The 1,684-nt window shown below is 72.6% G+C and carries 1 protein-coding gene, 1 pseudogene and 1 riboswitch; the gene and the pseudogene both read right to left on the bottom strand.

Annotated elements, in window-relative coordinates:
• A pseudogene (locus tag ACSNN7_RS28885) lies at positions 1 to 319 on the bottom strand (hypothetical protein); the annotation flags it as partial.
• A gap of 4 nt (positions 320 to 323) precedes the next feature.
• A riboswitch (cyclic di-AMP (ydaO/yuaA leader) is annotated at positions 324 to 455 on the bottom strand.
• A 141-nt stretch (positions 456 to 596) separates the two neighbouring features.
• Positions 597 to 1,511, bottom strand: a complete 915-nt coding sequence (locus tag ACSNN7_RS28880) for a cation diffusion facilitator family transporter (protein ID WP_436684207.1) — start codon at positions 1,509 to 1,511, stop codon at positions 597 to 599.
• Positions 1,512 to 1,684: the final 173 nt, after the last annotated feature.

The following is a 1,684-nucleotide window of genomic DNA, read 5'->3' as shown; positions in this document are numbered from 1 at the left end:
TCCGGTACGCCACGCCGGCGATCTCGCCGACCTTGCCGTGCCGGACGGTCAGCTCCGACTCGATGGTCTTGAGTTGGTCGCCCAGCTCCCGCTGCCGCTTGGCGGAGCGTTCCAGCGCGGCCTTGGCGTCGATCCAGCCCTTGCTCGCCGCCTCGAGCTGGGCGCGCAGTGCGGGGGTGCCGCCCTCCGGGTCGCCGGGGGCGGCGAGCCGGGTGGTGGGTGCAGCGGCGGTCGCCGGGACCGGCGCGGACGACACGCCGAGGGCGAGCGCCGCGACGACCGCGGCCGCCAGCCGGGCAGTGGTACGTCGTACGTGCATGCACATGTCCTTCCGTCAGCCGCCGACCGGGTTAGCTGACGGGTTCGGGACGGAAGATCCCTACCGCTGACGCGGATGCACCCCACGAACTTGGTTCCCCGGCTCGCCCGCGCGGGCGATTAGGCGGCGGCCACCGCCGGCACCGGTGGGTGCCGCCTGGCGGAGGCCGGGACCGAGCCTACCGGTACGGAAGTGACGCCCGCCCGGTTCGTGACTCAGGGTACGGGAGTGAATCCTGATGTAGGTGGCACAACGGGACAATAGGTGTCCGATTTCGTCACCACTCGACCTGCCCACAGGTGCCGGGGGCGGCGCCCGGCTCGATCTGCAGCGTGGCGTGGTCGATGTGGAAGTCCTCGTGCAGGGCGGCGCGGGCGGCGGCGAGCACGGTGCCGACCTCGGCGCCGGGGGCCATGGTGAGGTGGGCGGAGGCGATGTCCATGCCGGAGGTGAGCGTCCAGACGTGCAGGTCGTGCACCTCGGCGACGCCGGGGACGGCGATCAGCCGGTCGTGCACGGCGGTCACCTGGAGGTGCTCCGGGGCGGCCTGGACCAGGATCCGGACCGCCGCCCGGCCGAGCCGCCAGGTCCGGGGGAGGATGAACAGGGCGATCGCGACCGCCACCGCGGGGTCGGCCCACCACCAGCCGGTGCCGGCGATGAGCAGCGCCGCGCCGATCACGCCGACCGAGCCGAGCAGGTCGCCGAGCACCTCCAGGTACGCCCCGCGCAGGTTGATGCTCTCCTGCGCCCCCGGACGCAGCAGCGCGAACGCGACGAGGTTGGCCAGCAGGCCGAGCACCGCCACGGCCAGCATCGGCCCGGTGCGCACCTGCGGCGGGTCCTCGAACCGGCGTACCGCCTCGACCAGCACGTAGATCGCCACCCCGCTGAGCAGGACGGCGTTGGCGAGCGCGGCCAGCACCTCCAGCCGGTAGAGCCCGAAGGTGCGCTGCGGGTCCCGGTCCCCGTGCCGGATGGCGGTGATGGCGGCCAGCGCCATGCCGATGCCGAGCACGTCGGTGAACATGTGCCCGGCGTCGGAGAGCAGGGCCAGCGAACCGGTGGCGAACGCGGCGACCGCCTCGACCACCATCAGTGCGGCGAGCAGCGCGAAAGCCGCCCAGAGCCGCCCCCGGTGGCGGTGCGCCGCGTTGGCGACCGACCCGTGGTGGTCATGACCTGCGCCCACGCCCACACCCTCCGTCCACACCGCGCCCCGAACCCAACCTATGCTCACATCGCTATATGTGCAACTAACCCATCCACCCCACCCCGAAGAGCCGCACTTTCAGAAAAGCGTGGCTGTTCCGCGCGCGGAGGCCCCTCTTTCTCGGAAAGTGCGTGATCCGGAAGGGGTGCGGG

Source organism: Micromonospora sp. URMC 105 (assembly GCF_051386295.1).
In the GTDB taxonomy this organism is placed as follows: domain Bacteria; phylum Actinomycetota; class Actinomycetes; order Mycobacteriales; family Micromonosporaceae; genus Micromonospora.
The sequence above is the reverse complement of the archived record's forward strand: the minus strand, read 5'-3'. Positions and strand labels throughout refer to the sequence as shown.